Source organism: Flavobacterium amniphilum (genome assembly GCF_023634845.1).
In the GTDB taxonomy this organism is placed as follows: domain Bacteria; phylum Bacteroidota; class Bacteroidia; order Flavobacteriales; family Flavobacteriaceae; genus Flavobacterium; species Flavobacterium amniphilum.
The window spans coordinates 199,974-225,547 of the sequence record NZ_JAMLJL010000004.1 but is presented as its reverse complement, the minus strand read 5'-3'; the positions used below and the strand labels follow the sequence as shown (position 1 = coordinate 225,547).

37 protein-coding genes are annotated in these 25,574 nt (G+C 36.4%); 33 read left to right on the top strand and 4 right to left on the bottom strand.

Going from position 1 to position 25,574, the window contains the following annotated elements; genetic code table 11:
- Nucleotides 1-156 precede the first annotated feature (156 nt).
- The gene (locus NAT51_RS06665) at nt 157-918 is read left to right on the top strand and encodes a rhomboid family intramembrane serine protease (protein WP_250596799.1); all 762 of its coding nucleotides are present in this window, start codon (nt 157-159) and stop codon (nt 916-918) included.
- A 31-nt stretch (nt 919-949) separates the two neighbouring features.
- On the opposite strand, the gene rlmB is transcribed toward NAT51_RS06665, so the two are convergent.
- From rlmB to NAT51_RS06645, 4 genes are all read right to left on the bottom strand, one after another.
- Complete coding sequence (gene rlmB / locus NAT51_RS06660) at nt 950-1,684, bottom strand: 23S rRNA (guanosine(2251)-2'-O)-methyltransferase RlmB (protein ID WP_250596797.1); 735 nt, start codon at nt 1,682-1,684, stop codon at nt 950-952.
- Between the two features lie 72 nt (nt 1,685-1,756).
- Nucleotides 1,757-3,238 carry a SusD/RagB family nutrient-binding outer membrane lipoprotein gene (locus NAT51_RS06655; RefSeq protein WP_250596795.1) on the bottom strand — a complete coding sequence of 494 codons (1,482 nt, stop codon included), beginning with the start codon at nt 3,236-3,238 and terminating at the stop codon, nt 1,757-1,759.
- Nucleotides 3,239-3,249: 11 nt separating this feature from the next.
- Nucleotides 3,250-6,474 (bottom strand): SusC/RagA family TonB-linked outer membrane protein, encoded by a 3,225-nt coding sequence (locus tag NAT51_RS06650; RefSeq protein WP_250596792.1) that lies wholly within the window; start codon nt 6,472-6,474, stop codon nt 3,250-3,252.
- Nucleotides 6,475-6,621: 147 nt separating this feature from the next.
- A complete protein-coding gene (locus NAT51_RS06645) occupies nt 6,622-8,289 on the bottom strand; it encodes a ShlB/FhaC/HecB family hemolysin secretion/activation protein (protein WP_250596790.1) in 1,668 nt (555 codons plus the stop codon).
- Between the two features lie 168 nt (nt 8,290-8,457).
- Here NAT51_RS06645 and rpsL point away from each other — a divergent pair, with 168 nt between their 5' ends.
- The 32 genes from rpsL (at nt 8,458) to rplQ (ending at nt 25,551) form a co-directional block, all read left to right on the top strand.
- Nucleotides 8,458-8,841, top strand: coding sequence for a 30S ribosomal protein S12 (gene rpsL / locus NAT51_RS06640; protein WP_073311722.1), 384 nt, complete (start codon nt 8,458-8,460; stop codon nt 8,839-8,841).
- Nucleotides 8,842-8,866: 25 nt separating this feature from the next.
- The gene (gene rpsG, locus NAT51_RS06635; protein ID WP_250596788.1) at nt 8,867-9,343 is read left to right on the top strand and encodes a 30S ribosomal protein S7; all 477 of its coding nucleotides are present in this window, start codon (nt 8,867-8,869) and stop codon (nt 9,341-9,343) included.
- 11 nt (nt 9,344-9,354) lie between these two features.
- The gene (fusA, locus tag NAT51_RS06630; protein ID WP_250596785.1) at nt 9,355-11,499 is read left to right on the top strand and encodes an elongation factor G; all 2,145 of its coding nucleotides are present in this window, start codon (nt 9,355-9,357) and stop codon (nt 11,497-11,499) included.
- Nucleotides 11,500-11,510: 11 nt separating this feature from the next.
- Nucleotides 11,511-11,816 (top strand): 30S ribosomal protein S10, encoded by a 306-nt coding sequence (gene rpsJ, locus NAT51_RS06625; protein WP_073311719.1) that lies wholly within the window; start codon nt 11,511-11,513, stop codon nt 11,814-11,816.
- A gap of 112 nt (nt 11,817-11,928) precedes the next feature.
- Nucleotides 11,929-12,546, top strand: a complete 618-nt coding sequence (gene rplC / locus NAT51_RS06620) for a 50S ribosomal protein L3 (protein ID WP_250596775.1) — start codon at nt 11,929-11,931, stop codon at nt 12,544-12,546.
- A complete protein-coding gene (gene rplD, locus NAT51_RS06615; RefSeq protein WP_250596774.1) occupies nt 12,546-13,175 on the top strand; it encodes a 50S ribosomal protein L4 in 630 nt (209 codons plus the stop codon). Before rplC ends, rplD begins: the two co-directional genes overlap by 1 nt.
- Before the next feature lie 6 nt (nt 13,176-13,181).
- Nucleotides 13,182-13,472 (top strand): 50S ribosomal protein L23, encoded by a 291-nt coding sequence (gene rplW, locus NAT51_RS06610; protein WP_250596773.1) that lies wholly within the window; start codon nt 13,182-13,184, stop codon nt 13,470-13,472.
- Nucleotides 13,473-13,482: 10 nt separating this feature from the next.
- Complete coding sequence (rplB, locus tag NAT51_RS06605; RefSeq protein ID WP_250596771.1) at nt 13,483-14,307, top strand: 50S ribosomal protein L2; 825 nt, start codon at nt 13,483-13,485, stop codon at nt 14,305-14,307.
- Nucleotides 14,308-14,313: 6 nt separating this feature from the next.
- Nucleotides 14,314-14,592, top strand: a complete 279-nt coding sequence (gene rpsS, locus NAT51_RS06600) for a 30S ribosomal protein S19 (protein WP_073311710.1) — start codon at nt 14,314-14,316, stop codon at nt 14,590-14,592.
- An 8-nt stretch (nt 14,593-14,600) separates the two neighbouring features.
- The gene (rplV, locus tag NAT51_RS06595) at nt 14,601-15,011 is read left to right on the top strand and encodes a 50S ribosomal protein L22 (RefSeq protein WP_073311708.1); all 411 of its coding nucleotides are present in this window, start codon (nt 14,601-14,603) and stop codon (nt 15,009-15,011) included.
- Between the two features lie 5 nt (nt 15,012-15,016).
- A complete protein-coding gene (gene rpsC / locus NAT51_RS06590; RefSeq protein ID WP_250596770.1) occupies nt 15,017-15,757 on the top strand; it encodes a 30S ribosomal protein S3 in 741 nt (246 codons plus the stop codon).
- An 18-nt stretch (nt 15,758-15,775) separates the two neighbouring features.
- Nucleotides 15,776-16,201 carry a 50S ribosomal protein L16 gene (gene rplP / locus NAT51_RS06585; RefSeq protein ID WP_250596768.1) on the top strand — a complete coding sequence of 142 codons (426 nt, stop codon included), beginning with the start codon at nt 15,776-15,778 and terminating at the stop codon, nt 16,199-16,201.
- An 11-nt stretch (nt 16,202-16,212) separates the two neighbouring features.
- Nucleotides 16,213-16,404, top strand: coding sequence for a 50S ribosomal protein L29 (gene rpmC, locus NAT51_RS06580; RefSeq protein ID WP_250596766.1), 192 nt, complete (start codon nt 16,213-16,215; stop codon nt 16,402-16,404).
- A gap of 15 nt (nt 16,405-16,419) precedes the next feature.
- Nucleotides 16,420-16,677 (top strand): 30S ribosomal protein S17, encoded by a 258-nt coding sequence (rpsQ, locus tag NAT51_RS06575; RefSeq protein WP_073311703.1) that lies wholly within the window; start codon nt 16,420-16,422, stop codon nt 16,675-16,677.
- A 2-nt stretch (nt 16,678-16,679) separates the two neighbouring features.
- Entirely contained in the window at nt 16,680-17,048 is a 369-nt protein-coding gene (gene rplN, locus NAT51_RS06570) for a 50S ribosomal protein L14 (RefSeq protein WP_250596765.1), read from the top strand.
- 12 nt (nt 17,049-17,060) lie between these two features.
- A complete protein-coding gene (gene rplX, locus NAT51_RS06565; RefSeq protein WP_250592564.1) occupies nt 17,061-17,375 on the top strand; it encodes a 50S ribosomal protein L24 in 315 nt (104 codons plus the stop codon).
- Nucleotides 17,376-17,377: 2 nt separating this feature from the next.
- On the top strand, nt 17,378-17,929 hold the full coding sequence (gene rplE / locus NAT51_RS06560; protein ID WP_250596764.1) for a 50S ribosomal protein L5: 552 nt from the start codon (nt 17,378-17,380) through the stop codon (nt 17,927-17,929).
- A gap of 3 nt (nt 17,930-17,932) precedes the next feature.
- Nucleotides 17,933-18,202: a 30S ribosomal protein S14 gene (gene rpsN, locus NAT51_RS06555; protein WP_250592562.1), complete on the top strand. Its 270-nt coding sequence runs from the start codon at nt 17,933-17,935 to the stop codon at nt 18,200-18,202.
- Between the two features lie 108 nt (nt 18,203-18,310).
- Nucleotides 18,311-18,709: a 30S ribosomal protein S8 gene (rpsH, locus tag NAT51_RS06550; RefSeq protein ID WP_250596763.1), complete on the top strand. Its 399-nt coding sequence runs from the start codon at nt 18,311-18,313 to the stop codon at nt 18,707-18,709.
- A gap of 14 nt (nt 18,710-18,723) precedes the next feature.
- Nucleotides 18,724-19,269, top strand: coding sequence for a 50S ribosomal protein L6 (gene rplF, locus NAT51_RS06545; RefSeq protein ID WP_250596762.1), 546 nt, complete (start codon nt 18,724-18,726; stop codon nt 19,267-19,269).
- A gap of 11 nt (nt 19,270-19,280) precedes the next feature.
- Nucleotides 19,281-19,634 carry a 50S ribosomal protein L18 gene (gene rplR, locus NAT51_RS06540; protein ID WP_250596760.1) on the top strand — a complete coding sequence of 118 codons (354 nt, stop codon included), beginning with the start codon at nt 19,281-19,283 and terminating at the stop codon, nt 19,632-19,634.
- A gap of 6 nt (nt 19,635-19,640) precedes the next feature.
- Nucleotides 19,641-20,165, top strand: a complete 525-nt coding sequence (rpsE, locus tag NAT51_RS06535) for a 30S ribosomal protein S5 (protein WP_250596759.1) — start codon at nt 19,641-19,643, stop codon at nt 20,163-20,165.
- A gap of 12 nt (nt 20,166-20,177) precedes the next feature.
- Nucleotides 20,178-20,357, top strand: coding sequence for a 50S ribosomal protein L30 (rpmD, locus tag NAT51_RS06530; protein ID WP_250596757.1), 180 nt, complete (start codon nt 20,178-20,180; stop codon nt 20,355-20,357).
- Between the two features lie 14 nt (nt 20,358-20,371).
- The gene (gene rplO / locus NAT51_RS06525; RefSeq protein ID WP_250596755.1) at nt 20,372-20,824 is read left to right on the top strand and encodes a 50S ribosomal protein L15; all 453 of its coding nucleotides are present in this window, start codon (nt 20,372-20,374) and stop codon (nt 20,822-20,824) included.
- A gap of 13 nt (nt 20,825-20,837) precedes the next feature.
- Nucleotides 20,838-22,184: a preprotein translocase subunit SecY gene (secY, locus tag NAT51_RS06520; RefSeq protein WP_250596753.1), complete on the top strand. Its 1,347-nt coding sequence runs from the start codon at nt 20,838-20,840 to the stop codon at nt 22,182-22,184.
- A 1-nt stretch (nt 22,185) separates the two neighbouring features.
- Entirely contained in the window at nt 22,186-22,401 is a 216-nt protein-coding gene (infA, locus tag NAT51_RS06515; protein WP_026710295.1) for a translation initiation factor IF-1, read from the top strand.
- A gap of 10 nt (nt 22,402-22,411) precedes the next feature.
- Nucleotides 22,412-22,528 (top strand): type B 50S ribosomal protein L36, encoded by a 117-nt coding sequence (gene ykgO, locus NAT51_RS06510; RefSeq protein ID WP_002987490.1) that lies wholly within the window; start codon nt 22,412-22,414, stop codon nt 22,526-22,528.
- 2 nt (nt 22,529-22,530) lie between these two features.
- Nucleotides 22,531-22,905 carry a 30S ribosomal protein S13 gene (rpsM, locus tag NAT51_RS06505; RefSeq protein WP_250596751.1) on the top strand — a complete coding sequence of 125 codons (375 nt, stop codon included), beginning with the start codon at nt 22,531-22,533 and terminating at the stop codon, nt 22,903-22,905.
- 11 nt (nt 22,906-22,916) lie between these two features.
- Entirely contained in the window at nt 22,917-23,300 is a 384-nt protein-coding gene (gene rpsK / locus NAT51_RS06500; RefSeq protein WP_073311682.1) for a 30S ribosomal protein S11, read from the top strand.
- Between the two features lie 84 nt (nt 23,301-23,384).
- Entirely contained in the window at nt 23,385-23,990 is a 606-nt protein-coding gene (gene rpsD / locus NAT51_RS06495) for a 30S ribosomal protein S4 (protein ID WP_250596749.1), read from the top strand.
- Between the two features lie 23 nt (nt 23,991-24,013).
- Nucleotides 24,014-25,006 carry a DNA-directed RNA polymerase subunit alpha gene (locus tag NAT51_RS06490; RefSeq protein WP_250596747.1) on the top strand — a complete coding sequence of 331 codons (993 nt, stop codon included), beginning with the start codon at nt 24,014-24,016 and terminating at the stop codon, nt 25,004-25,006.
- Nucleotides 25,007-25,068: 62 nt separating this feature from the next.
- Nucleotides 25,069-25,551, top strand: a complete 483-nt coding sequence (gene rplQ / locus NAT51_RS06485; protein ID WP_250596746.1) for a 50S ribosomal protein L17 — start codon at nt 25,069-25,071, stop codon at nt 25,549-25,551.
- Nucleotides 25,552-25,574 lie beyond the last annotated feature (23 nt).

Genomic DNA, 25,574 nt, shown 5'->3' with positions numbered 1-25,574 from the left:
TGAAACTGTCATTCTGACGATTAGGTTATTCGAAATAAAGAGGTTCAAATTTAGGATATTTAGAGCATCCAATCATAAAATCAATTAAACAAATCAATCGTTTATGACAAAAGTTCATTAAATTAGTTTTGGATAAATTTTTGATGTGCTTTCAATATGAGAGAATCAGATTTTAAGTTTTCAACTTCTGTAATTGCCTGGCCTTTATTTTTTGTATTGGCTTTGTGGGGTGTTTTTTTATTGGAAATATTACTCCCCGGTGATTTATTACACTATGGGGTTTTGCCAAGAACCGTTTCGGGATTGAAAGGAATTGTTTTCAGTGTTTTTTTACACGGAGATTTGAACCATTTATGGAATAACAGTGTTTCGCTTTTTGTTTTGCTGATGGCTTTACGTTATTTCTACAGGAAGGATTCTTTCAAAGTTTTACTTTTGGGTGTATTGCTTTCAGGTGTTGGAACTTGGCTGATTGGCCGGGAAAGCTATCATATTGGTGCCAGTGGATTGGTTTATGTTTTAGCCAGTTTTATGTTTTTTGAAGGTTTTCAAACGAAACATTACCGCTTGATAGCCTTATCATTTGCTATTGTTTTGTTGTACGGAGGAATGATATGGTATATGTTTCCTTCTGCCGAAGTGCATATCTCCTGGGAAGCGCACTTAAGCGGCTTTTTGGCGGGATTTGTTTTGTCCCGTATGATTGATTCAGAGGTTTATGAAAAACCGATAGTTTACGATTGGCAACGTCCCGATTTTGATCCTTCCGAGGATGAATTTATGAAGCATTTTGATGAACAGGGTAATTTTGCGCCAAAACCTAAAGAACCTGAGCCGGAAGACGATGCGGATAGCTTCTTTAATTCTGATTTCCGTATTTTTTACCATTATAAAGAAGAAAAAAAAGACAAGCAGTAAGCTTGTCTTTTTTGTGCATATTTTTTTGGAATTACATTCTTTGGCGTAATGTTTCGTATAAAAAGGCTCCACAGGCAACCGAAACATTTAAAGATTCGATTGTTCCAAACATTGGAAGTTTAGCTTTTTCATCCACAATTTTTAAAACAGAAGGGTTTACACCACGGTCTTCGCTTCCCATGATGATAGCCACCGGTTCATTAAAGTTGATGTCGTAAATATTATTGTCTGTTTTTTCAGTGGCAGCAACCGTTTTGATTCCTGAACCTTGCAGATAAAAAACAGCATCTTTGATATGGTCTACTTTGCAGATCGGAACATTAAACACTGCTCCCGCTGAAGTTTTTACTGTATCACCGTTTACTGGTGCTGATCCTTGTTTCTGGATGATGATTCCGTCAACTCCTGTGCATTCGGCTGTACGGATAATAGCACCAAAATTACGTGCGTCTGATAACTGGTCCAAAATCAACAATAACGGTTTCTTTTCTTTTTCCAAAAGTGATTCCACTAAGTTTTCAAGTGAATGAAACGAAATAGGAGCAATGGTTGCTACTGCTCCCTGATGATTATTGTGGGTAAGTTTGTTTAATTTTTCAACAGGAACATAAGAAAAATTGATGTTGTTTTTCTTCATGGTTTTCATTAATTCCTGCATCAAGTCTCCCTGAGCTTCTTTTTGAATAAAAACTTTGTCAATTTCTTTCTTGGCATTGATCGCTTCAATGATTGCTCTTATTCCGAAAATTTGGTGTTCTTTTTCCATGGCGCAAAGATATAAAAAAACCACCAAGCTTTAATGCTTAGTGGTTTTTCATACATAACCAACTCAAATAGACTAGAATTTATCCCAAAATAATTTGGTTTTTAGTTTGTCACCTCCAATAGCATTGGAAGCTGCATCATGATTAGCTCCGTTCAGTGTTTGTTCCAAAACAGGATATGTATATCGTTTCGGTACAATTCCTTCGGCAGCTGAAACTGCGTTAGCAGGAGCTATTAAATTAGGATAATCCAATCGTCTGTATGTTGTCCAGGCTTCAAAACCTCTGTTGTAGTATCCCAACCAGGCCTGTTCGCCAATTTTTTGTCTCCATGTTCCTGCAGCAGTTGTGTAGGCTACAGATGGTTGTGTCAAATAAGCTAAAGCCTGTGCATTAGTAGCTCCCCAATACATAATTGATGAAGTAATTGCAGTATTGTAATGCGATTCTGCTGTTCCGCCTACTAAAAATCCTCTTTCGACAGCTTCGGCTAAAAGGAATTGTACTTCTGTGTAATCAAGTAAGATGCCTTCCAGTGTTGGCTCAAGCAAACGTGTGTGTGGTCCGTTTGTCTGTGGATCTCCTGCAGAAGAATAATTTTCAAAATCACCACCGGCAGCATAAGGACATCCCACATAAACTCCGCTCACATCTGTAAAATATAATCCACGTCTTGGATCGTTGAGTGTGTTCATTTTGTCAACCAAAGGAGATGCTGCAACGAAATCATATCTGCCACTTGTCACTAAATCTGAATATAGCGGATTGGAATTTGGCTCACTTGACAGATAATGTAATACAGCACTGTCAGCTGTTGATTGGAAAATACCATTGCTTACTGCTTCTTCTGCTTTCGTTTTAGCTACGGCCGAAAGTGTTGGTTCATCAGCAATTGTGATTGCCATGCGCAGTTTTAATGAATTTCCGAATTTTTTCCAATGTGCGATATCTCCATCATAAATGAAATCATATTCGCCAAAGCTGTCGTAATTTTCATCCAATTTTGACAAAGCGTCTTCTAATCTTGCAAATAAATTCGTGTAAACTGTTTTAGCATCGTCATATTTAGGTGACGGATGGTTAAGCGGATCAAGAGATTCTGAGTAAGGAATGTCTCCATAAGTATCCACTAAAATACTGTATGCATACACATTTAACACTTCAATCAAAGCTAGTTTATTGTCTTTTACTTTTTGTGCACTTGGAGAAGAAGGTTGCTCCTTGTTCGTAATGTCATAAGCTTCCTTTAAATCTCTTAGGATATCTCTGTAAAGAGTTCTCCAGTGGTTGTCAGGAACGTTACGCTGTAAAACGTCATATCTTGATTCGTCAAGGTATGTGGTTTCAGTCCAGTGTTGGGCAAATAACCTGAAAACATTTGCATTTACATTTGTACTGGTCATTTGGTCAAAAAGGTTTTTCTCTGCGTTCCCTAATAAAGTACCGGCCGGAACTGTAGTCAGGTTTTTTGGGTCATTATTTAAGTTGGTAAGGGCATCGTCGTTACAAGAAGCAAATGCCAGTGCCAGACCCATGAATAAATATATCTTTTTCATTTCTGTAATTTTTAGAATTTAACTTTTAAATTGAAAGCAATATTGCGGGTCGTTGGTAATACACCTGACTGGAATCCTTGTAGGTTTCCTGAGCTTAAACCTGATTCCGGATCTGCGTCAGGAAGGTTTTTGTGTATAATCCATAAGTTAGAACCTGTTACTCCAAAGTACACATCCTGAATTTTATCACCTAAGAATTTTTTAGGTAAAGAATATCCTAAAGTTACCTCTCTTAATTTGATGTAAGATGCATCATAAACATAATCGGAATTTGCTGAACCTAAATATCCGAAATAGCCGTCTGTTCCTGTGCTGGTGTCAATTCTGATATCATTCGGTGTACCATCTGCGAAAACTCCCGGAAGAATTACACCTCCACCGTCAGCTAAAGAATTACGAACCGGATTTCCTAAGTCGTTTGTGAAAACAGTATTTCCGTACAATCCAGTTCCTTCTCCGTACCATCTGTCCAAAGAGAATACATCACCGCCTTTTTGCATGTCAACTAAGAAACTGAATGATAAGTTCCCGTAAGAAAATTTATTGTTGATACCACCATTCCAATCCGGAGTGAAATTACCGATTACGTTATCGTTTGTAGGTGAAATCAAATATTTTCCTGTTGTTGCATCAACAACTCTTTGTCCGTTTAAATACACATAATCAGTTCCCTGGATTGTACCGTAAGGTTTTCCAATTGACGCATTAATTGAAATACCACCTTGAAACTGTCCTAATTGATAGTTTTCAATTCCTTCGTCTAATTCCAATACTTTGTTACGGTTCATTGACCAGTTTACAGCTACATCCCATTTGAAATTGTCATTAACAACCGGTGTGATGTTAACAATAGCTTCCAATCCTTTGTTTTCAATTTTACCAACGTTTTTGAAAACTTGCGTTACACCTGTTGATTCTGATACAGGGATGTTAACGATTTGGTTGATTGTGTTGGTTTTATATGCTGATAAATCAAATCCGAATCTCTTTTTAAAGAATTGCATTTCTAAACCGGCTTCCCAGCTTTTTGTTCTTTCAGGCTTTAAATTCGGGTTGTTTTTGACGTTTGGTACCGAAAATAAAGGAGAAGTGAACGGTGTTACACTTACATAGGTGTCTTTTAGGATTGCAAAGCGGGCATCGTTACCTACTTCTGCATAACCAAGTCTCAATTTACCTAAATCCAACCAGTCTTGTTTAACAAGATTTGAAAATAAAATACTTGATGAAACTGATGGATAATAATATTCATTGTTGTTTACCGGAAGGGTAGAAGCAACATCTCTCCTCATAGTTGCATCAACATAATAAGTGTCTTTGTATCCTAAAGAGGCACTTACATAGTAGCCATTTACACCTTGTTTTGCTTCAAATTCAACTGGTTTTTCAACCGGGTTCAATGAATTTGAAAGTGAATAGATTCCCGGAACAATAAGCCCGCCTGATGTAGAAGCTAAAATTGAACTAATGTGTTGTCTTCTTAAGCTTATACCGGCAATACCTTTAAGGTTAAGGTCAGGAGTCAGGTTTTTGTTGAAATTTAACATTAAGTCATAGTTGAACTCAGTGTAATTTCTGTTGAATCTTTGGTAACCTGCAGGGTCATTTGTTTGTGAAATACCAAACGGATCGCCGGCATATGAACCATACGCTCTTCTTTCTTCCTGGATTTGCCCATATGTATCTACCGATATTCTTCCCATGGCATCTAACCAATCATTGAATTTGTAACTTAATGAAGTGTTTCCAATGAAACGGTTTCTGCTGTCATTCTGATAATTTTCAAAACGGTCAAAGTATGGGTTGTTCCAATAAGCTGGTGATGTGTTATTAGGGTTGTTAGCGTTCCATGTATAATTTTGTTTATGTTTTGTATAAATGTCTTCTAATTCCTTAATGTCTGCATTTGTAGCCCACCATTGTCTGAAATTTGAAACAATGTTTCCTAAGTAACCGGTTCCGTTTCTTCCCAATGTTTTGGTGTAGATATAATTACCCATGAAATTTGCAGTGATCTTGTCGTTTAATTTCAAGCTTGCATTTCCGATAAATGAGTTTTTATCCTGTTTGCTGTTTGGTAAAAGACCAGTTGAAATCATATTTGTGTATGACAGAGCAAAGCTTCCTTTTTCATTTGCACCGTTAAGCGACAATGTGTTTGTTGTAGCTACCGGAGATTTGAAAAAAGTAATAGCACCGTTTTTTGCAATTTCCCAAGGGCGTGCAGTTTTGTAGTATGGTGATTCAGGAATGAATGAATCCCATCCGTATACCATTAAATTTGAATCGTAAGCAGGTCCATATGAAGCATCATGATTAGTTCTTACAACTAAATCATTGACTCCGTCTCCATCAACGTCAAAGGCAGTTCTGAATGAAGGAGCATACCCTTGTCCGTATTTGGTTTGATAGCTGGCAAACGTTGATTTGTCAACTTTACCGATGCTAACGCCTGAATCTAAAGTAATACCAATTCCCTTTTGGCTGTTTTTTCCTTTTTTAGTGGTAATCATGATTGCTCCGTTAGCGGCTCTTGATCCGTACAAAGCAGTTGCGGCAGCACCTTTTAATACGTTGATGCTTTCAATATCATTCGGATTGATATCTGCAGCTGCATTACCGTAATCATATCCAATTGTACCAGTTTGCTGTAAATTTGTGTTGGTGTTTGAGTTGTCTACCGGAACACCGTCAATAACGAATAAAGCCTGGTTATTCGAGCTGATTGACTTAAAGCCCCTAATCACAACATTGGTAGATCCGCCCATGTTATTGTTGTTTTTGATCTGAAGTCCGGCAACTTTACCAGATAAACCATTGATGAAATTACTTGTAGGGCCTTTAGAAACTTCGCTACCGTCTATTTTTTGTGTACCATAGCCTAATGATTTTTTTTCACGGCCAACACCCAAAGCAGTAACAACAACTTCGTTTAAGACTTTGGCGTCTTCACGCATAACAACATTGATGGTGTTTGAAGCTCCAATTGTTCTGGATATGTCAACCATACCCATAAATGAGAAAACTAAAACTTCACTTTCCTGTGCTTTGATTGTATAACTTCCGTCAAAATTTGTCTGAACTCCTTTTGTAGTTCCTTTTACGACAACATTTACTCCGGGTAAAGGGCCGGCGTTGTCAGATACAACACCTGAAATTGTCTTTTCCTGTGCAAATGCCATTTGCACAAAGAGCGCGACAAAGAGCGCAATCATCCATTTGAATTTCGATTTCATGACTTGTTTGAATTTATAATTATTTAGAAGGGTTAATTCTGGAAATTAATTTCAAACAATATTACTGTAGAGTTATATGAAAGGTAGTACTTTGGCTACAAACTGCAGTTTTTAGTCTATCAATATAAGGATGGAAATAGTGTTGGGTTAGAAATTGGCTTTGAAACTTATCTGAACGATAGAGTTGGAAAGTTTTACCGGTTGGTTTTTGTAGCTTCCATTGGCGTAAACCAGATTGAATAAGCCGTTTTTGCTGAGTAATCCAAATCCGAATCCAAGTCCAAGGAGACTTTTGTTTTGATTTGTTGATTTGTCTTGGATGTATCCGTAATCGATTATGGAATGAAGGTATAAATTCGGGGTGGGTAAGTAGCGGTATTCGGTCAGGATTGATGAAAAGAAATTGCCTTGTAAACTGTTTTCGTTGAAGCCTCTGATTGAATTGATTCCGCCAAGTCTGAATAATTCATTGGTGAGATAATGATCGCTTTTGAGGTATGTATTCTGTGATTTTACAAAAAAAATGTTTTTAGGATTTAAGTAAAAATTATGAAAGACATCAAACCTGGCTAAAACCTGTTTGTTATTATATTCAACAGCATCTCTTTTTCCGGTACCGATTTTGATTTTTACTGATGATTTATCCGGAAATAAAAACGAATCCGGATCATAGTTGAAGTATTCGAATTGTGCCGTAAAAAACTGATTGCTGAAATCGCTCAGAGTGGAACTGTTTGTATTTTGAATGTCGCTGGATTCGGTTTCCTGATAACCTAAATAAGCCCGGGTGTTATAATTGAAATAGTAACCTAGATCTAAATTAGTTTGTGTGTTTTGAAAAGTGGAATCCTGTTTAAAAATATTGAGTTGGGCTTTTATTCCAAGTGGGGATTGGAAAATATAGGGTAATTCGGTTGATGCGTTGAATGTTCTCTGATTATTTCCGTCGCTTTTCCAGAAGATGTTTATTTTTTCTCCTCCGTTTATAAGGTTTTGTAATTGTAGATCCAGATAGCCGTTAAAGACAATTTTTTTCTGTTCGTTATTGGTGAAACCGATGAAGCCGTCAAAGGAATTGGCTTTATTTTTTTCTAAATAGACATAAACTTTAGTTGAATCTTTGGTGAATAAAATTTCAGGGAAACGTGTCTGTTTAACAAATCGGAATTTTGAAATATCCGTGTGAAGTTGCTTTAAATTCTCCTGATTGAAAATTTTATTACGATACAAGCGGATTAAATTTTTGGAATGGCTTTTGGGGAATTTTTCGTAGCCGTTAATGATGATTTGATCCAATTTGCGTTTCTTTTCATTAGTAATTTCAAGTTCAGCAAATAGATTTTGTCCTTTCTGTTGTAAGTTTTTTAGTCTTAGTTTTGCCAACGGATAACCGCTTTTTTCAAAACGGGCCAAAAGTTGGTTGAGGTAGTTTTCTACTTCCGATGTTTTAACTATGACAGTATCTTTTTCAGAAGGAAATATTGAAGGATTTTCTCTTTTGATCCGATTGCTGATGTAGATATTGGTGAATTGAATTTGATTGCCCAGTTTTACTGAAAGCTGAAAAGTTGAATCATTGGTTTTTTTGAGATTTTCATAAGTGGCTTCAAAAAAACCAATGGTATTAATTTTTTGTTTGAATTTTTTTTCTTCCTCTAATATGGATTTAACAGCGGTGTGTTTTTTTGTATAACCGACGCTGTCAATGATTTTGTTTTCCTTTTGGTTTTCTGAAATTATTTTGAAATAAAATTGTTGTCCAAAACCATTTTGGAGGCTGAAAAGGAGGAATAAAAATAGAATTCTGTGCTGCAATGAAGATATTTTTGGATAAAAATAACGTAAAAAAACCAGAAACAGTACTTGAAAAAGAACTGTGCTGAAAATTAATAAATTACAGTTTGTTTTTACAAAAATAATATATACATTTGCAACCCCGTAAAATGCGGGATTTTATAAACAAGTAATTTTTAGTATTTAATTATGCCAACAATTCAACAATTAGTAAGAACAGGGAGAGCCCAAATGACTAAGAAGTCTAAATCGGCTGCTTTGGATTCTTGTCCTCAAAGAAGAGGTGTTTGTACGCGTGTTTACACTACTACTCCAAAAAAACCAAACTCTGCAATGCGTAAAGTTGCGCGTGTACGTTTGACTAATGGAAATGAAGTGAATGCTTACATCCCGGGAGAAGGACACAATCTGCAAGAGCACTCGATAGTATTAGTTAGAGGCGGAAGGGTAAAAGATTTACCAGGTGTTAGATACCACATCGTACGTGGTGCTTTGGATACTGCCGGAGTTAACGGTAGAACTCAAAGAAGATCTAAATATGGTGCTAAGAGACCTAAAGACGCTAAAAAGTAATTTTTTAAACTTTTAAGAAAAAGACATGAGAAAAAGAGCGGCAAAGAAAAGACCACTTTTACCAGATCCGAAATTTAACGATCAATTAGTAACACGTTTTGTGAACAACTTAATGTGGGATGGTAAGAAATCGACTGCTTTTGCAGTATTTTATGATGCATTGGATATCGTAGAATCTAAAAAGCAAGATGCTGAGAAATCAGCTTTAGAACTTTGGAAAGATGCATTGACTAATGTTATGCCTCACGTAGAAGTGCGTTCGCGTAGAGTGGGTGGAGCTACTTTCCAAATCCCAATGCAAATTCGTCCGGATAGAAAAATTTCTATGGCGATGAAATGGTTAATCCTTTATGCAAGAAAAAGAAATGAGAAATCTATGGCAGGTAAACTTGCTTCTGAAATTTTAGCAGCAGCTAAAGAAGAAGGTGCAGCTGTTAAGAAAAGAATGGATACTCACAAAATGGCAGATGCTAATAAAGCATTCTCTCACTTTAGATTTTAATTCATAAAGAAATGGCTAGAGATTTAAAATTCACAAGAAATATCGGTATTGCTGCTCACATTGATGCAGGAAAAACTACTACTACAGAGCGTATTTTATTTTACACTGGAAAATCACACAAAATTGGTGAAGTACATGATGGTGCTGCAACAATGGACTGGATGGCGCAAGAGCAAGAAAGAGGTATTACAATTACTTCTGCTGCTACAACTTGTGAGTGGAGTTTTCCAACTGAGCAAGGTAAGTTAGTTGCCGATTCAAAACCATACCACTTTAATATTATTGATACTCCGGGACACGTTGACTTTACTGTAGAGGTAAACCGTTCGTTACGTGTATTGGATGGTTTAGTTTTCTTATTTTCTGCAGTAGATGGTGTTGAGCCTCAATCAGAAACTAACTGGAGACTTGCTGATCAATATAGAGTTCCTCGTATGGGATTCGTAAATAAAATGGACCGTCAAGGTTCTAACTTCTTAAACGTTTGTCAACAAGTTAGGGATATGTTAAAATCTAACGCTGTTGCAATTACTTTGCCAATTGGTGAAGAAAACGATTTTAAAGGAGTAGTTGACTTAGTAAAAAATCAAGCTATCGTTTGGCATGATGCAACTCAAGGGGCGACTTTTGATATTGTTGATATTCCGGCTGATATGGTTGATGAAGTAAAAGAATACAGATCAATCTTAATTGAAGCAGTTGCTGAGTATGATGAAAATCTACTTGACAAATATATGGAAGATGAGAACTCGATCACTGAGGACGAAATCAATGCTGCATTAAGAGCTGCTACAATTGACATGGCTATCATCCCGATGATTGCTGGTTCATCTTTCAAAAACAAAGGTGTTCAGTTCATGTTGGATGCAGTATGTAAATATTTGCCATCTCCTTTGGATAAAGAAGGTATTGAAGGTATTCACCCTGATGATCAAGATTTATTAGAAGAAGATCAAACTAAAATCTTACGTCGTCCAGATGTAAAAGAGCCGTTTGCTGCTTTGGCATTTAAAATTGCTACCGACCCTTATGTAGGTCGTTTGGCTTTCTTCCGTGCTTATTCTGGTCGTTTAGATGCTGGTTCTTATATCTTGAATACACGTTCAGGAAACAAAGAGCGTATTTCTCGTATCTACCAAATGCACGCTAACAAACAAAATCCAATCGAATACATCGAGGCTGGAGATATTGGAGCTGCTGTAGGATTTAAAGATATCAAGACTGGAGATACAATGTGTGATGAAAAACATCCAATCATTCTTGAGTCTATGAAATTCCCTGATCCGGTAATTGGTATTGCGATCGAGCCTAAAACAAAAGCTGATGTAGATAAGATGGGTATGGCTTTAGCTAAATTAGCTGAGGAAGATCCGACGTTTACAGTTAGAACTGATGAGGCTTCAGGTCAGACTATCATCTCTGGTATGGGTGAGCTTCACTTGGATATCTTGGTGGATCGTATGAAACGTGAATTCAAAGTTGAGGTTAACCAAGGTGAGCCTCAGGTTGAGTACAAAGAAGCTTTCACTAAGCCTGCGCAACACAGAGAAGTTTATAAAAAACAATCTGGTGGACGTGGTAAATTTGGTGATATCGTTTTCCGTTTAGAGCCTGCTGAAGCTGGTGCGATCGGTTTAACTTTCGTGAATGAAGTAAAAGGTGGTAACGTACCGAAAGAGTATGTTCCTGCAGTTGAAAAAGGATTCAGAGAAGCAATGAAAACAGGACCTTTGGCTGGATACGCTGTAGATAGCTTAAAAGTAACTTTATTGGATGGATCTTACCACGCGGTGGATTCGGATGCATTATCATTCGAATTGGCGGCTAAGATGGGATACAAAGAAGTTGCTAAAGCTGCTGGTGCTGTAATTCTTGAGCCAATCATGAAAATCGAAGTTATCACTCCGGAAGAAAATATGGGTGATATCGTAGGTGACTTGAACCGTCGTCGCGGTCAGGTTAATGACATGGGTGATAGAGCTGGTGCTAAAACTATTAAGGCTAATGTGCCTTTATCAGAAATGTTTGGATATGTAACTACTTTGAGAACTTTATCTTCAGGTCGTGCTACTTCAACTATGGAATTCTCTCACTATGAGCAAACTCCATCTAATATTTCAGATGAGGTAATTAAGAAAGCAAAAGGTAACGCTTAATTTTTAAGAAAATGAGTCAAAAAATCAGAATAAAATTAAAATCTTACGATCATATGTTGGTTGATAAATCAGCAGAGAAAATCGTAAAAACTGTAAAGAGTACAGGAGCTGTGGTAACTGGTCCAATTCCATTGCCAACAAACAAAAAGATTTTTACTGTATTACGTTCTCCGCACGTTAACAAGAAGTCGAGAGAGCAATTTGAAGTAATGTCGTACAAAAGATTATTAGATATCTATTCTTCATCTTCAAAAACAATCGACGCTCTAATGAAATTGGAGCTTCCAAGTGGGGTTGAGGTAGAAATCAAAGTGTGATAATTCACTGAGAATAAATATTTAGGCATTATGTTTTGAAATTCAAAACATAATGCCTACTTTTGCACACTCAAAAAATAAAATTTTAATAAATAATTAATAATTAGTTAATATGTCTGGGTTAATCGGAAGAAAAATTGGCATGACTAGCATCTTTGATGAGAACGGGAAGAATATTCCTTGTACTGTTATTGAGGTTGGACCATGTGTTGTTACCCAAGTCAGAACCAATGAGGTTGACGGGTATGAGGCTCTTCAGCTTGGTTTCGATGACAAAACTGAAAAGCACACTACAAAAGCTGCTGAAGGTCACTTCAAAAAAGCAGGTACTGTTGCTAAGAAGAAAGTTGTTGAGTTCCAAGGATTTGAAAACGAGCACAAATTAGGTGATGTTATCACTGTAGATCTATTCTCTGAAGGGGAGTTTGTAGATGTTCAAGGTGTTTCTAAAGGTAAAGGTTTCCAAGGTGTTGTAAAACGTCACGGTTTTGGTGGTGTTGGACAAGCTACTCATGGTCAGCACAACCGTTTAAGAGCGCCGGGTTCTGTAGGAGCTTCATCTTATCCGTCAAGAGTATTCAAAGGAATGCGTATGGCTGGAAGAATGGGTGGAGATAATGTAAAAGTACAAAATCTTAGAGTTTTAAAAGTGGTTGCTGAAAAGAACCTGCTTGTTGTTAAAGGATGTGTTCCTGGTCACAAAGACTCTTATGTAATCGTTCAGAAGTAATGGAAGTAAAAGTTTTAGACATCAACGGAAAAGAAACTGGCAGAAAAGTTCAACTTTCTGATTCAGTTTTCGCAATTGAGCCTAACAAGCATGCTGTTTACTTAGATGTTAAGCAATATCTTGCTAATCAAAGACAAGGTACGCACAAAGCTAAGGAAAGAGCTGAAGTTGCTGGTAGTACTCGTAAAATCAAAAAGCAAAAAGGAACAGGTACTGCTCGTGCAGGATCTAAAAAGAGTCCTTTGTTCAAAGGAGGAGGAACTGTTTTTGGTCCGAGACCAAGAAATTATTCTTTCAAATTGAATAAAGCTTTAAAGCGTTTGGCTCGTAAATCAGCTTTGACATTAAAAGCACAAGATTCAAATTTAATCGTAGTAGAAGACTTCAATTTTGAAGCTCCAAGTACTAAAAATTTCATTAACGTGTTGAAAGCGTTAGGATTAGAAAACAAAAAATCTTTATTCGTATTAGGTGATGCAAATAAAAATGTATATTTGTCATCTCGTAATTTAAAGGGTTCTTCTGTGGTAACTAATTCAGAATTAAGTACTTATGCGATATTGAACGCAAATAATTTAGTTCTTTTAGAGGGATCTTTAGAAGGAATTGAAGAAAATTTAAGCAAATAATAGGCCATGAGTATCATTATTAAACCTATCGTTACAGAAAAAATAACTAAAGATGGTGAATTATTCAACCGCTTTGGTTTCGTTGTAGACAAGAAAGCTAACAAAGTGCAAATTAAGAAAGCTGTTGAGGCTGCTTATGGAGTTACTGTTGTAGAAGTTAATACAATGAACGTACGTCCTAATCGTACTACTAAATATACAAAAAGTGGTATGATTTCAGGAAAAACTAATGCTTACAAAAAAGCAATTGTTCAAGTACAAGAAGGAGAAACAATAGATTTTTACAACAATATCTAAGTAAAAAAAGATGTCAGTAAGAAAATTAAAACCTATTACCCCGGGTCAGCGTTTTAGAGTTGTTAATGGTTTTGACGCTATTACAACTGATAAGCCGGAGCGTTCGTTAATCGCACCGAAAAAAAACTCAGGAGGTAGAAATAGTCAAGGAAAGATGACCATGCGTTATACAGGCGGTGGTCACAAACAAAGATATCGTATCATTGATTTCAAAAGAACTAAAGTTGGTATTCCAGCTACAGTAAAATCAATAGAATATGATCCAAACAGAACTGCTTTTATCGCGTTATTGGCTTATGCTGATGGTGAGAAAACGTATATCATTGCTCAAAATGGTTTACAAGTAGGTCAAAAAGTGGTATCTGGTGCTGATGCAGCTCCGGAAATTGGTAACACCATGCCATTGAGTAAAATTCCTCTAGGTACAGTTATTTCTTGTATCGAATTACGTCCAGGTCAAGGTGCGGTTATCGCTCGTTCTGCAGGTACATTCGCTCAGTTAATGGCTCGTGATGGTAAATATGCTACTATCAAAATGCCTTCTGGAGAAACTAGACTTATTTTGTTAACATGTTCTGCAACAATTGGTGCAGTTTCTAACTCTGATCACCAGTTGATTGTATCTGGTAAAGCAGGTAGATCTAGATGGTTAGGTAGAAGACCTAGAACGAGACCAGTAGCTATGAACCCGGTTGATCACCCAATGGGAGGTGGTGAAGGACGTTCATCTGGAGGTCACCCACGTTCAAGAAAAGGTTTACCAGCTAAAGGTTACAGAACCCGTGCTAAACAAAACCCGAGCAACAAGTATATTGTAGAACGTAGAAAGAAATAATAAGATATGGCACGTTCATTAAAAAAAGGACCTTTCGTACACTATAAATTAGAGAAGAAAGTACAAGAAAATATCGAAGGTGGAAACAAGGGAGTTGTTAAGACTTGGTCTAGAGCTTCTATGATTACGCCAGATTTCGTAGGACAAACAATTGCAGTTCACAACGGTCGTCAATTTGTTCCGGTATATGTTACTGAAAACATGGTAGGACACAAGTTGGGTGAGTTTTCACCAACTAGATCTTTTAGAGGTCACGCTGGAGCTAAAAATAAAGGTAAAAAATAAAAGAAGACATGGGAGTTCGTAAAAGAGAAACGGCAGAAGCAAGAAAAGAGGCTAATAAGTCTTTGGCGTTTGCTAAATTGAATAACTGCCCTACTTCACCTAGAAAAATGCGCTTAGTAGCAGACTTGGTAAGAGGTCAGAAAGTTGAGAATGCACTAAATATATTAAGATTTAGTCAAAAAGAAGCTTCAAGAAAATTAGAAAAACTATTATTATCTGCAATCAATAACTGGGAGCAAAAAAATAGTGAAGGTAATGTTGCTGAAGCAGGCTTATTCGTAAAAGAGATCAAAGTTGATGGTGGTATGATGTTGAAAAGACTTCGTCCAGCTCCACAAGGTCGTGCACACAGAATTAGAAAACGCTCAAATCACGTTACAATCGTTTTAGGAGCTATTAATAACACACAAAGCAATTAATAAAGATGGGACAAAAGACAAATCCAATCGGAAATCGCCTTGGTATCATCAGAGGATGGGATTCTAACTGGTATGGTGGTAATGACTACGGTGATAAAATCGCCGAAGACTACAAAATCAGAAAGTACATTCATGCTCGTTTATCAAAAGCTAGTGTATCTAAAGTGATCATCGAGAGAACTTTAAAACTTGTAACCGTTACTATCACTACTGCTAGACCTGGTATCATTATCGGAAAAGGTGGACAAGAGGTAGACAAGTTGAAAGAAGAACTTAAGAAAATTACTGACAAAGAGGTTCAAATCAACATCTTTGAAATCAAAAGACCTGAATTAGATGCATATTTAGTTGCAAATAGCATCTGTCGTCAAATTGAAAGCCGTATTTCTTACAGAAGAGCTATCAAGATGGCAATCGCTGCGTCTATGAGAATGAATGCAGAAGGAATCAAAGTTATGATTTCTGGTCGTTTGAATGGTGCTGAAATGGCACGTTCTGAAAATTTCAAAGAAGGAAGAATTCCTCTATCAACTTTCAGAGCAGACATCGATTATGCTTTAGCTGAAGCACACACTACTTACGGTAGAATGGGTGTTAAAGTTTGGATCATGAAAGGTGAGGTTTACGGAAAGAGAGATCTTTCTCCGCTTGTAGGTATGGATAAAAAATCTGCAGCTGGTAAAGGTGGTGATGCTCCACGTGGTGGAAAATCAAACGGTAAACCGGGAGCTCGTAAAAGAAAGTAATTTTTAAATTAAAGAAAAATGTTACAGCCTAAAAGAACAAAATACCGTAAGGTACAAAAGGGTAGAATGAAAGGGAACTCTAACAGAGGTCATGAACTTTCAAATGGAATGTTTGGAATTAAATCTGTACATGAAGATGGTATGTTTTTAACGTCTCGTCAAATCGAAGCGGCTCGTATTGCAGCTACTCGTTACATGAAACGTGAAGGACAATTATGGATTAAAATTTTCCCAGATAAGCCAATTACAAAGAAACCTCTTGAGGTACGTATGGGTAAAGGTAAAGGTGCAGTTGAATACTGGGCTGCTGTTGTTAAACCAGGAAGAATTATGTTTGAGGTAGGTGGTGTGCCACTAGCTGTTGCAAAAGAGGCTTTACGTCTTGCTGCTCAAAAATTACCGGTAAAAACTAAATTCGTCGTTGCTAGAGATTTCGAAGCATAATAAATAAGATTATGAAACAATCAGAAATTAAAAATCTATCTGCAGCTGAGTTACAAGAGAAGCTAGTTCAATTAAAAAAGACTTATGCCGACCTAACAATTGCTCATGCTATTTCTCCAATCGAGAATCCACTTCAAATTAGAAGTCTTAGACGTTCAGTAGCAAGAATTGCAACTGAAATTACTAAAAGAGAGCTTCAATAATATTCAGCTGAAAAGATGGAAAAAAGAAATTTAAGAAAAGAAAGAATTGGTGTTGTTACATCTAACAAAATGGATAAGTCTATTGTTGTTTCTCAAGTAACAAGAGTTAAACACCCATTATATGGTAAGTTCGTGTTAAAAACTAAGAAATATGTTGCGCACGACGAAACAAACGACTGTAACATCGGTGATACAGTAAAGATCATGGAGACAAGACCTTTATCTAAGTCAAAATGTTGGAGATTAGTTGAAATCATTGAAAGAGCTAAGTAATTATGGTACAACAAGAATCAAGATTAAGAGTAGCAGATAACACGGGAGCTAAAGAAGTTTTAACTATCCGTGTGCTTGGAGGAACGAAACGTCGTTATGCCTCTGTTGGTGACAAAATTGTAGTAGCTATCAAAGATGCAACCCCTAACGGAAACGTTAAGAAAGGTGCGGTTTCAACTGCAGTTGTTGTTAGAACTAAAAAAGAAGTAAGAAGAGCTGATGGATCTTATATCCGTTTCGATGATAACGCTTGTGTATTGTTAAATGCAGCAGGTGAAATGAGAGGAACACGTGTATTTGGTCCTGTAGCTAGAGAACTTCGTGAAAAACAATTCATGAAAATTGTATCATTAGCACCAGAAGTGCTTTAATTATTATTTACAATGATAAAGCTAAAAATAAAATCAGGTGATATCGTAAAAGTTATCGCAGGTGACCACAAAGGTGCTGAAGGTAAAGTTTTGCGTGTATATCGTGAGAAAAACAAAGCGGTAGTTGAGGGAGTAAATATGGTGTCTAAACACACTAAGCCTAGTGCTAAAAACCCTCAAGGTGGAATCGTTAAGAAAGAAGCTCCTATGCATATTTCTAACTTGTCTTTAATCGATCCAAAATCGAAAGAGGCTACTAAAGTTGGGTTTAAAGTAGAAGGAGATAAGAAAGTAAGATTTTCAAAAAAATCTAATCAAGTATTATAGTAATGGCTTATATACCTAGACTTAAAGAAGAATATAAGAGTAGAATTGTTTCTGCTCTTACGGAAGAATTCGGTTACAAAAACGTAATGCAAGTTCCTAAATTGGAGAAAATCGTTTTGAGTAAAGGAGTTGGAGCGGCTGTATCTGATAAAAAACTTATCGATTATGCTGTTGAAGAATTGACAAAAATTACTGGTCAAAAAGCGGTAGCTACTATCTCTAAAAAAGACGTTGCGTCTTTTAAATTGAGAAAAGGAATGCCAATTGGTGCTAAAGTAACTTTGCGTGGAGAGAGAATGTATGAATTCTTAGACAGATTGATTACTGCTTCTTTGCCACGTGTAAGAGATTTCAACGGTATTAAATCTACAGGTTTCGACGGTAGAGGAAATTACAATCTTGGAGTTCTTGAGCAAATTATCTTCCCTGAAATCGATATCGATAAAGTGAATAAAATTTCTGGTATGGATATTACTTTTGTAACATCTGCAGAAACTGATAAAGAAGCAAAATCATTATTAGCTCAATTAGGTTTACCTTTTAAAAAGAATTAAGACATGGCTAAAGAATCAATGAAAGCCCGCGAGGTGAAAAGACAAAAGACGGTAGAAAAATATGCAGAGAAAAGAAAGGCTTTGTTAGAAGCTGGAGATTATGCTGCTTTACAGAAATTACCGAAAAATGCTTCGCCGGTTCGTTTACACAATCGTTGTAAATTAACAGGTAGACCAAGAGGGTATATGCGTCAATTCGGTATTTCACGTGTAACTTTCCGTGAGATGGCTAACCAAGGATTGATTCCGGGAGTTAAAAAAGCTTCTTGGTAGTTTGCGAAAAAGTATTATATTTGCAAACTTAAAATATTAAAGTTTAATAGGTTAAAGGTTCAACTCACTGAGGGTGAGTTGAAAACCGTAACCGTAATATTGTTTATAATGTATACAGATCCAATTGCGGATTATCTTACGAGAGTTAGAAATGCAGTTATGGCAAACCACAAAGTGGTTGAGATCCCAGCATCTAATTTAAAGAAAGAAATCACAAAAATCTTATTCGATCAAGGTTACATCCTTAGCTACAAGTTCGAAGACAGTACTGTACAGGGTACTATCAAAATTGCTTTAAAGTATGATAAAGATACTAAAGAGCCAGTAATTAAAGATATTCAAAGAATTAGTAAACCAGGTTTACGTAAGTACGCAGGTGCTACGAAATTGCCTAGGATTTTAAATGGTTTGGGTATTGCTATTGTGTCAACTTCTAAAGGAGTAATGACAGGAAAGCAAGCTAAACAGTTAAATGTAGGTGGTGAAGTAATTTGTTACGTATACTAAAAAAGAGATAAGAAATGTCAAGAATAGGTAAAAATCCAATTGCAATTCCAGCTGGTGTTACTGTAGAAGTAAACGGAGCTGTTATTACAGTTAAAGGAAAACTAGGGCAACTTTCTCAAGAGTTTACAAACAATGTTACTGTAACTGTTGAAGAAAATCAAGTTCTTGTTGCAAGAGCTGCCGATAGTAAAGAAGAGAGAGCTCAACACGGTTTGTATAGAGCTTTAATCAATAACATGATTGCTGGTGTATCTACTGGTTTTACTAAAGAATTAGAACTTGTGGGTGTAGGTTATAGAGCTTCTAATCAAGGAAATAAGCTTGATTTGGCTTTAGGATACTCTCACAATATCGTTTTAGAGGTTGCGCCTGAGGTTGTTGTAGAGACAATTTCTGAAAAAGGTAAAAACCCTATCGTAAAATTAACTTCATACGATAAACAACTTTTAGGGCAGGTTGCTGCGAAAATCAGAGGTTTCCGTAAGCCTGAGCCATACAAAGGAAAAGGTATTAAGTTTGTGGGTGAAGTATTAAGAAGAAAAGCAGGTAAATCAGCTTAAAAATTGAGATTATGTCATTAACAAAATCTGATAGAAGACAAAGAATACAGTACAGAATTAGAAAGATTGTTAGCGGAACCGCTGCAAAACCTCGTTTATCTGTATTCAGAAGTAACAAAGAAATCTATGCTCAGCTTATAGATGATGTGAATGGTGTTACATTATTAGCCGCTTCTTCTCGTGAGAAAGGTGTTGATACTAAAGGAACTAAAATTGAAATTGCTACTGCAGTTGGTAAATTAGTTGCTGAAAAAGCTTTAAAAGCTGGTATCGAAAATGTTACATTTGATAGAGGTGGATATTTATATCACGGTCGTGTTCAATCATTAGCAGAAGGTGCGAGAGCAGCTGGATTAAAATTCTAAGAAATTATGTATCATAATTATAAAAACGTAGAGTTAGTAAAACCAAGCGGTCTTGAATTGAAAGATCGTTTAGTTAGTGTAAATCGTGTTACTAAAGTTACAAAAGGTGGTAGAGCTTTCGGTTTTTCTGCTATTGTAGTTGTAGGTGACGAGAACGGTGTTGTTGGACATGGTTTAGGGAAGTCTAAAGATGTTTCTGAGGCAATCGCTAAAGCGGTGGAAGATGCTAAGAAGAATTTAGTTAGAATTCCTTTAAGTGGTCAATCTGTGCCTCATGAGCAAAAAGGTAAATTCGGTGGAGCAAGAGTATTCTTAATGCCTGCTTCTCACGGTACCGGAGTAATTGCTGGTGGTGCTGTGCGTTCAGTACTTGAATCTGTAGGTATTCACGATGTATTATCAAAATCTCAAGGATCTTCAAATCCTCATAATGTGGTAAAAGCAACTTTTGATGCTTTATTGCAAATGAGAAGCGCAGTTACTGTTGCTAAGCAAAGAGGAGTGTCTTTAGAGAAAGTATTTAAAGGTTAATTCAAGGAAATTATGGCAAAGATTAAAGTAAAACAAGTAAGAAGCAAAATCAACTGTCCTGAAAACCAAAAAAGAGTTTTAATCTCTTTGGGTTTACGTAAAATTGGACAAGTTGTTGAGCACGATGCAAATCCTGCTATCCTTGGAATGGTAAATAAAGTTAAACACTTAGTTTCTGTAGAAGAAGCTTAATAACTGATATTGTTATGAATTTAAGTAATTTACAGCCAGCTGAAGGGTCAACACACAATCAAAACAAAAGAGTAGGTAGAGGAGAAGGTTCTGGTAAAGGTGGTACTGCTGCACGTGGACACAAAGGAGCTAAGTCTCGTTCTGGTTATTCTAAAAAGATTGGATTTGAAGGAGGTCAAATGCCGCTTCAAAGACGTGTTCCTAAATTTGGTTTCAAAAATATCAATAGAGTAGAGTATCAAGGGGTAAACCTTGATACGTTACAAGCTCTTGTTGATAACGGTTTGGCTACAGATACAGTAGATTTCACTACTTTCGTGGAAAACCGTTTAGCTACTAAAACTGAAGTTGTTAAAATTTTAGGTAGAGGTGAGCTTAAAGCAAAATTAAAAGTAAGTGCACACAAATTCACGGCTACTGCTAAAGCTGCTATCGAAGCTGCTGGTGGTGAAGCTATAGAATTATAATTTTCTGAACACGATGAAGAAATTTATTGAATCGTTACAAAACGTTTGGAAAATTGAGGAACTAAGAAACAGAATCCTAATTACATTAGGATTTCTGTTGGTTTATCGTTTTGGTGCTCAGGTAACACTACCGGGGATTGACGCTACTAAATTACAGGGATTAACTAATCAGACTGAAAAAGGTATTGGTTGGTTAATTGACGTTTTCACAGGTGGTGCTTTCTCGCAGGCTTCAGTGTTTGCATTGGGGATTATGCCTTATATTTCAGCTTCAATTGTTGTTCAGTTGATGGGAATTGCGATTCCTTATTTGCAAAAACTTCAAAAAGAAGGTGAAAGCGGAAGAAAGAAAATGAATCAAATCACAAGATGGTTGACTATCGGTATTACTCTTGTTCAAGGTCCTGGTTATATTTATAACCTTTACAGAACATTGCCGGGAGATGCTTTCATGTTAGGTTTTAATTCGTTTGAGTTCTTATTCTCTTCTGTAGTTATCTTGACAACAGGTACTATTTTTGCTATGTGGTTAGGGGAAAAAATTACAGATAAAGGTATAGGAAACGGTATATCGTTATTGATTTTAGTTGGTATCGTTGCAAGATTGCCACAGGCTTTTACACAGGAATTTTCATCTGTTATTTCAGAAAATAACGGAGGGCCGATGAAATTGGTTTTTGAAATGATTGTATGGTTGCTTGTGATTATCGCTTGTATATTGATGACAATGGCTGTTCGTAGAGTACCGGTTCAGTATGCGCGTCGCACAGTTTCTGGTGACATGGAGCAAGACTTAATGGGAGGCAACCGTCAGTTTATTCCACTAAAATTGAATGCATCTGGAGTTATGCCTATCATTTTTGCACAGGCTATTATGTTTATTCCTGCAGCTGTTGCCGGATTATCATCTTCAGAGACTGCTCAATCTATTAGTACGAGGTTTCAAAACATATTCGGATGGGAGTATAATTTACTATTTGCGTCGTTAATCATAATTTTTACTTATTTTTACACCGCAATTACCATCCCTACTAATAAGATGGCTGATGATTTAAAAAGAAGTGGCGGATTTATTCCTGGTGTTAAGCCTGGAGTTGAAACAGCTGACTTTTTGGATAAAGTGATGTCTTTAATTACTTTCCCGGGTGCATTATTCCTTGCTTTTCTTGCTGTGTTCCCAGCAGTTGTAGTGAGTGTTTTAAATGTTCAGGCACAATGGGGATTGTTCTTTGGAGGTACATCATTGTTAATTTTGGTTGGAGTTGCAATTGATACAATTCAGCAAATCAATTCATACTTGTTGAATAAACATTATGACGGTTTAATGAAAAGTGGTAAAAACAGAAAAGCAATAGCTTAATATGGCAAAACAATCAGCAATAGAACAAGACGGATCAATCATTGAGGCATTGTCAAATGCAATGTTCCGTGTTGAGTTAGAAAATGGGCATATCGTAATTGCTCACATTTCAGGAAAAATGCGTATGCATTACATCAAATTATTACCTGGTGATAAAGTGAAACTTGAAATGAGTCCGTACGATTTAACCAAAGCAAGAATTACTTATAGATACTAAAGCTACTAAAATGAAAGTAAGAGCATCAGTAAAAAAACGTAGTGCCGAGTGCATTATCGTACGTAGAAAAGGAAGATTATACGTTATTAACAAAAAGAATCCTAGATTTAAACAAAGACAAGGATAATTATGGCAAGAATAGCAGGGGTAGATATACCTAAAAACAAAAGAGGAGTTATCGCTTTGACATATATCTTCGGAATTGGAAAAAGCAGAGCTATCGAGATCTTAGAAAAGGCTCAGGTAAGTCAAGACAAAAAAGTTCAAGACTGGAATGACGATGAAATCGGAGCAATCCGTGAGGCAGTTTCATACTACAAAATTGAAGGTGAATTGCGTTCTGAAACTTCATTAAACATCAAACGTTTAATGGATATCGGATGTTACAGAGGAATCCGTCATAGAGCTGGTCTTCCATTAAGAGGACAAAGAACTAAAAACAATTCTAGAACTAGAAAAGGTAAAAGAAAAACTGTTGCTAACAAGAAAAAAGCAACTAAATAATAAGTAGTAATATGGCTAAGACAAGCACAAAAAAACGTAAAGTTATCGTTGAGTCGACAGGAGAAGCGCATATTAGTGCAACTTTCAACAACATCATCATCTCGTTAACTAACAAGAAAGGTGAAGTTGTTTCATGGTCATCTGCTGGTAAAATGGGCTTCAGAGGTTCTAAAAAGAATACTCCTTATGCAGCTCAAATGGCAGCAGAAGATTGTTCAAAAGTTGCATTAGAAGCTGGACTTAAAAAGGTGAAAGTTTTTGTGAAAGGTCCAGGAAATGGTAGAGAATCTGCAATCAGATCTATCCACAATTCTGGAATCGAAGTAACAGAAATCATCGATGTTACTCCACTTCCTCACAACGGATGTCGTCCTCCAAAAAGACGTAGAGTTTAATTTATTTAAGTATAACTAGGTAGAACACAGATTATCGGAGGATACCGACCTGAATTCATAATCTCTACCTTAAAAATTTTTAAAATGGCAAGATATACTGGTCCAAAAACAAAAATTGCTCGTAAATTTGGCGAAGCAATCTTCGGAGATGATAAAGCCTTCGAAAAAAGAAATTACCCTCCAGGACAACACGGTTTGGCTAAAAAGAGAGGTAAAAAATCTGAATACGCTATCCAGTTAATGGAAAAGCAAAAAGCTAAATATACTTACGGTATTTTAGAAAAACAATTCAGAAACTTATTCGAAAAAGCGGCTGCTTCAAAAGGTGTAACTGGTGAAATCCTTTTACAATTATGTGAAGCTCGTTTAGATAACGTAGTTTATAGAATGGGTATCGCTCCTTCAAGAAGAGCTGCACGTCAAATTGTAACTCACAGACATATTACTGTAAATGGTGAAGTGGTTAACGTTCCTTCTTACCATTTAAAACCTGGTGACAAAGTTGCTGTTCGTGAAAAATCTAAATCATTAGAGGCTATCGAACGTTCTTTAGCTGGTGCTTCTCAAGTTTATGAGTGGATCACTTGGAATAATGATACTAAAGAAGGTACTTTCGTATCAGTTCCGGCGAGAATCCAAATCACTGAGAACATCAAGGAACAACTAATCGTCGAATTGTACAACAAATAATAATTGACATCAGTCGAAAATTTATGGCAATATTTAATTTTCAAAAGCCCGATAAAGTTATCATGATCGATTCTACTGACTTCGAAGGAAAATTCGAATTCAGACCTCTTGAACCAGGTTACGGATTGACTGTTGGTAACGCACTTAGAAGAGTTTTACTTTCAGCATTGGAAGGTTATGCTATCACATCTGTACGCATTGAAGGTGTTGATCACGAATTCTCTACTATTTCCGGTGTTGTTGAAGATGTTACCGAAATTATCCTTAATCTGAAACAAGTACGTTTAAAACGTCAAATTGAAGATATTGATAACGAAGCTGTGACAATATCAATCACAGGAAAAGATCAAATTACTGCTGGTGATTTCCAAAAATTCATGTCTGGTTTTCAAGTGTTAAACCCTGAATTGGTAATTTGTAACCTTGATAGTAAAGTAAACCTTAATATGGAAATTACTATCGAAAAAGGTAGAGGATATGTACCTGCAGAAGAGAACAAAAAACAAAACGCTGCAATCGGTACGATCTTTACAGATTCAATCTTTACTCCGGTAAAGAACGTGAAGTATGCTATCGAAAACTTCCGTGTAGAGCAAAAGACTGACTATGAAAAATTAGTTTTCGAAATCAAAACTGATGGATCTATTCACCCTAAAGATGCTCTTACCGAAGCTGCTAAAGTATTAATTCACCACTTTATGTTGTTCTCTGATGAGAGAATTACATTAGAGGCTGATGAGATTGCTCAAACTGAATCTTACGATGAAGAGTCATTACACATGAGACAATTGCTTAAAACTAAGCTTGTTGATATGGACTTGTCAGTAAGAGCATTAAATTGCTTAAAAGCCGCTGAAGTTGATACGTTGGGCGACTTAGTATCGTTTAATAAAAATGACTTAATGAAATTCCGCAATTTCGGTAAAAAATCATTAACAGAGCTTGATGAATTAGTAGCCAACAAGAATTTGACTTTCGGAATGGATTTGTCAAAATATAAATTAGATAAAGAATAATTAACTTCATATTTTGCTCTCCAAAGAGGATTGTAGCAAGATGAAGTTCTAAAAGCAATGTCATGAGACACGGAAAAAAATTCAATCACTTAAGCAGACAGACAGGACATAGAAAAGCTATGTTGGCTAATATGGCTTGTTCTCTTATCGAGCACAAACGTATTAACACTACTGTTGCTAAAGCTAAAGCGCTTAAACAATTCGTTGAACCGCTTATTACAAAGTCAAAAGAAGATACTACTCACAACCGTCGTATCGTTTTCGCATACTTGAAAAGCAAATACGCTGTAACTGATTTATTCAGAGATGTAGCTGCTAAAGTAGGTGATCGTCCGGGTGGATATACTCGTATCATTAAATTAGGAAACCGTTTAGGAGATAACGCTGATATGGCGATGATCGAATTAGTGGATTTCAACGAGTTATACAACGGTGGTAAAAAAGAAGTTAAGAAAGCAAAAAGCCGTCGTGGTGGAAAAGCTAAAAAAGCTGAATCTGCTCCTGAAGCCCCTGCTACTGAAGAATCTTCTGAAAGCGCTGAATAATATGAATCTTACTTCATAAATAT